Below are 3,939 nucleotides of genomic sequence, written 5' to 3' on the forward strand. Positions count from 1 at the left end.
TTCTTCAGAAAATATATATGCTATAATCCCAGAATGATTTTTGACAGATAATAAATAACAGGAGCAGTAAAAATCACGCTGTCAAAACGATCCAGGATACCCCCATGTCCGGGTATCAGTTTTCCATAATCTTTAATTCCTTTATTTCTCTTAATGGCAGAAGCTGCCAGATCCCCCACCATAGAAATCAGCGCACCTACCGCACAGATCACAGCATATTCCAGGGCCGGAGCATGGGTAGCCGCTGCATAAATCGCGCCCAGTGCCGCAGCACCGGCAACACCTCCGACTGCACCTTCAACAGATTTTTTCGGACTTAATACAGGAGCCATCTTATGTTTTCCAATAAGCATTCCCACACAGTAAGCACAGGTATCACAGCCCCAGGAACAAAAGAAGATCAGCCATACAAGGATCTTTCCGTTTTCCAGATTTCGGGTAAGAAGGATAAAGGAAAGCATCACTGCCACATACACCAGACCAAAAAAAGCTGACATAATTTCATCTGCATGATATTTTGGATACAAAAACACATAAACAAACATCAGAAGCACCAGAGAAAGGATCACAGCCATCATTCCATATTTTTCAAAATCAAGAAAAATCATTCCATAATACATAACTGCTCCCAGATAGCCTGCAAGCTCCAGAAGATCTGTTCCTTTTTTATGAACACCCATAGCACTGTACAATTCACGCATTCCAATAAGAGAAACGGCCAGCAGTGTAAGCAGAAGCACGTAATCCCCTGACATAATTGTTACAAAGGCAATAATGACCAGAAGAATCCCGCTTAACAATCTTGTTTTAAACATTGCCTATTCCTCCTTCACACCGCCATATCTGCGGTCTCTTTCGTTATATTTCTCAATAGCCTGCAAAAGCTCCGGCTTATGAAAATCAGGCCATGCAACATCAGTAAAGTAAAACTCCGTATATGCAAGCTGCCACAAAAGGTAGTTGGACAGCCTCTGTTCTCCGCTGGTTCGTATCATAAGATCCGGATCTGGGATTCCTGCTGTATCCAGGTAGCTTTCAAATATCTTTTCATCAATTTCTTCCGGAACAAGCTTTCCATCCGCCGCATCCCTTGCAAGTCTGCGAACTCCCCGGACAATCTCATCCCGGCTTCCATAATTTAATGCAATCTGGAAAAATAATTCATCATAATCCTTAGAAAATTCCTCAAGTTCTGCGACACTGTCCTGTATATCCTTATCAAAAGCGGAAATATCACCAATAACCTTTACACGCATTTTATTTTTTTCCGAAATTTTCTTGCATTTCTTCAGGTAATTGCGGAACAGCTTCATCAGCCCATCCACTTCCTCTTTTGACCGTTTCCAGTTTTCTGTAGAAAAAGCATAAACAGTCAGATATTTCACCCCAAGGTCTTTGATATCTTCACAGATCGTTTCAAGATTTGCACAGCCCTTTACATGCCCATAGCTTCTCGGCATGCCTTTTGCTTTAGCCCATCTCCCATTTCCATCCAGAATGATGGCAATATGATTTGGTATTTTCATTTCTGCACCTCTCTGCATACAATTTTAAAATCTTATGTATTCTGGTGTTATGGCAAGAAGGAGAGCTATTTTTTACAGCTCTCCTTCTTCATTCCTACTGATTATACAGTAAGGATCTCTTTTGATTTTTTGTCTACTGCTGCCTCAATATCCTTGATGTATTTGTCTGTCAGTTTCTGAACCTGATCCTCCAGATCTTTCACTTCATCCTCAGATACATCCTGTTTAGTAAGTTTCTTAAATGCATCATTTGCATCTCTGCGGACATTACGCACAGCAACCTTTGCTGCTTCGCCCTTTTTCTTTACATCTTTCACAAGCTCTTTACGACGTTCTTCTGTCAGTTCCGGAAGAACAAGGCGAATGATTTTTCCATCATTGCTTGGATTCAGTCCCAGATCAGATACCATGATCGCCTTTTCAATATCTTTAATGATACTGGATTCCCATGGCTGGATCTGAATCATACGTGCTTCCGGTACCGTGACATTCGCTACCTGCTGAAGCGGTGTCGGACTGCCGTAATAATCTACGGTAATCTTATCAAGAATGTGTGGATTCGCACGTCCTGCGCGGATAGTAGAAAGCTCCGCCTCAAATCCGCTTAAAGTTTTTGTCATTTTGCTGTCATACTTCTGAACTCTTTCATCCATGTTTTATAATCTCCCTCTCCATGTTTTTATTGCAGCTCTGCTGCTTTTGTATACGGCAGTTTAAACCGTCACTTTTGTTCCTGTAAATTTACCATGAACTGCATTTACAATACTGTTCTCTTCCTCCAGTCCAAAAACAAGCATCGGCATTTTCTGTTCCAGGCACATAATAGATGCTGTAAGGTCCATCGCTGCAAGTTTCTTGTCAACGACCTCCTCAATCGAAATTTCATCATATTTTACCGCTTCCGGATTCAGCTTCGGATCACTGTCATAGATTCCATCTACAGCCTTGGCAAGAAGGATAGCTTCTGCCTCGATTTCTACAGCCCTCAATACAGTCGCTGTATCTGTAGAGAAATACGGATGACCTGTACCACCGGCAAAAAACAGGATCTTACCAGCTTTGAAAGCTTCCTCTACAGCATCCTTTGAATAAAGCTTTGTAAATGCTCCGCATACAAACGGAGTAAAGATTTCTGTTTCAAGCCCCAGGTATCTGCAGATATCTGATACGTAAATGCAGTTCATCACTGTGGCAAGCATACCGATCTGATCCGCCTTGTTACGGTCGATAGTCTCACTGGTACGACCTCTCCAGAAATTTCCTCCTCCAATAACAATACCGGTCTGGGTACCTTCTTCAGCAATAGTACGAATCTGCTTTGCCACTGCGATAACAGTCTCTTCATCAAATCCGGTCTTTTTAGCTCCTGCAAGAGCTTCTCCGCTTAACTTTAACAAAATACGTTTCATATCCTTTACCTTTTCCCTTTCGTTCTTACATCATAAGAGAGAGTTTACCAGATACCGGTAACAATCTCATTGCCATTCTCATCTACTGTAGTAGATACCGTAAAGTTAGGATAATAATGATATCCTGTTTTTCCTGTATCAGGCTCCTCTTCATATTCATCATACTGCGGAGATCCGATTGCTCCGATCAGATCATCCATAGACTGACCAATATAGCCTGTTGCCGTATCTATCGTATCATCTGTAGGCTGCGTATTGTTGGAATCATCTCCATCATCCGGCGCCTGTGTCGGTTCGGGTGCTGAAGTAGGATTTGGAGCTGAAGTAGGAGTCGGAGTTTCATTTTCGTTTTCATCATCCGTATCATCTTCATCTTCTGTCATCCCTAATCTTCTCTTCACATCCTCAAGAGTAGATACTTCCTTCTTGCCGGTAGTTGTCATATAAGTGGCATAAGGAATGCTTTCTTCTCCTGTTCCGCTCATGCGCAGGGTAATCTGACGAATAGATGCCAGAGGCAGATCACGGAAAAAGCATTCATTTTTGTCCTCTTCTGTATAGGTAATACGGATATCATAGGTGATTCCTGCGGAGGACGGCTTTTTATAGTAGTAAACTGCTTCCTCGCCATTTTTCAGGGTAAACTGACCATCAACCAGATCCTCACCCCATTCATCATCGTCTCCGTCATCCGATACATGCTGGCGGATATAGATTGCTCCCACCTCAGAACCGGTTCGATTAACAATAGTAACTTTAGATGCTGTGGAAGTTTTTTCACCCATAACGTTTTCTTCTTCCACCACTTCCATATCTACAAGGTCCGCAGACTGAGTTACTGCAGGAGTTGCCGTAGGCGTCACCTGTGCCGGCTTCTGAACCTCTTCATTCTTTGATTTTCCACATCCTGTGGCTGCTGCAAGTACCAGAAGACCTACTGCTACAAGATATTTTTTTTTCATATAATAGCCTCCCATTCATAATAATGGAATATTAAATCATAG

5 protein-coding genes are annotated in these 3,939 nt (G+C 42.2%); all 5 read right to left on the reverse strand.

Annotated elements, in window-relative coordinates; genetic code table 11:
* Positions 1-20 precede the first annotated feature (20 nt).
* Complete coding sequence (locus RDS42_RS13150) at positions 21-815, reverse strand: phosphatidate cytidylyltransferase (protein WP_308784056.1); 795 nt, start codon at positions 813-815, stop codon at positions 21-23.
* Positions 816-818: 3 nt separating this feature from the next.
* The gene (locus RDS42_RS13155) at positions 819-1,526 is read right to left on the reverse strand and encodes an isoprenyl transferase (protein WP_308784057.1); all 708 of its coding nucleotides are present in this window, start codon (positions 1,524-1,526) and stop codon (positions 819-821) included.
* Positions 1,527-1,627: 101 nt separating this feature from the next.
* Positions 1,628-2,179, reverse strand: coding sequence for a ribosome recycling factor (gene frr / locus RDS42_RS13160; RefSeq protein WP_308784058.1), 552 nt, complete (start codon positions 2,177-2,179; stop codon positions 1,628-1,630).
* Between the two features lie 60 nt (positions 2,180-2,239).
* Entirely contained in the window at positions 2,240-2,935 is a 696-nt protein-coding gene (gene pyrH / locus RDS42_RS13165) for a UMP kinase (RefSeq protein WP_308784059.1), read from the reverse strand.
* Between the two features lie 44 nt (positions 2,936-2,979).
* Complete coding sequence (locus RDS42_RS13170) at positions 2,980-3,897, reverse strand: hypothetical protein (RefSeq protein WP_308784060.1); 918 nt, start codon at positions 3,895-3,897, stop codon at positions 2,980-2,982.
* Positions 3,898-3,939 lie beyond the last annotated feature (42 nt).

The organism is uncultured Blautia sp., assembly GCF_902497045.1.
GTDB lineage: Bacteria > Bacillota > Clostridia > Lachnospirales > Lachnospiraceae > Blautia_A.

Coding starts and splice junctions, on each gene's coding strand:
- RDS42_RS13150 (WP_308784056.1), bottom strand. CDS start 815: ATGTTTAAAACAAGATTGTTAAGCGGGATTCTTCTGGTCATTATTGCC.
- RDS42_RS13155 (WP_308784057.1), bottom strand. CDS start 1,526: ATGAAAATACCAAATCATATTGCCATCATTCTGGATGGAAATGGGAGA.
- frr (WP_308784058.1), bottom strand. CDS start 2,179: ATGGATGAAAGAGTTCAGAAGTATGACAGCAAAATGACAAAAACTTTA.
- pyrH (WP_308784059.1), bottom strand. CDS start 2,935: ATGAAACGTATTTTGTTAAAGTTAAGCGGAGAAGCTCTTGCAGGAGCT.
- RDS42_RS13170 (WP_308784060.1), bottom strand. CDS start 3,897: ATGAAAAAAAAATATCTTGTAGCAGTAGGTCTTCTGGTACTTGCAGCA.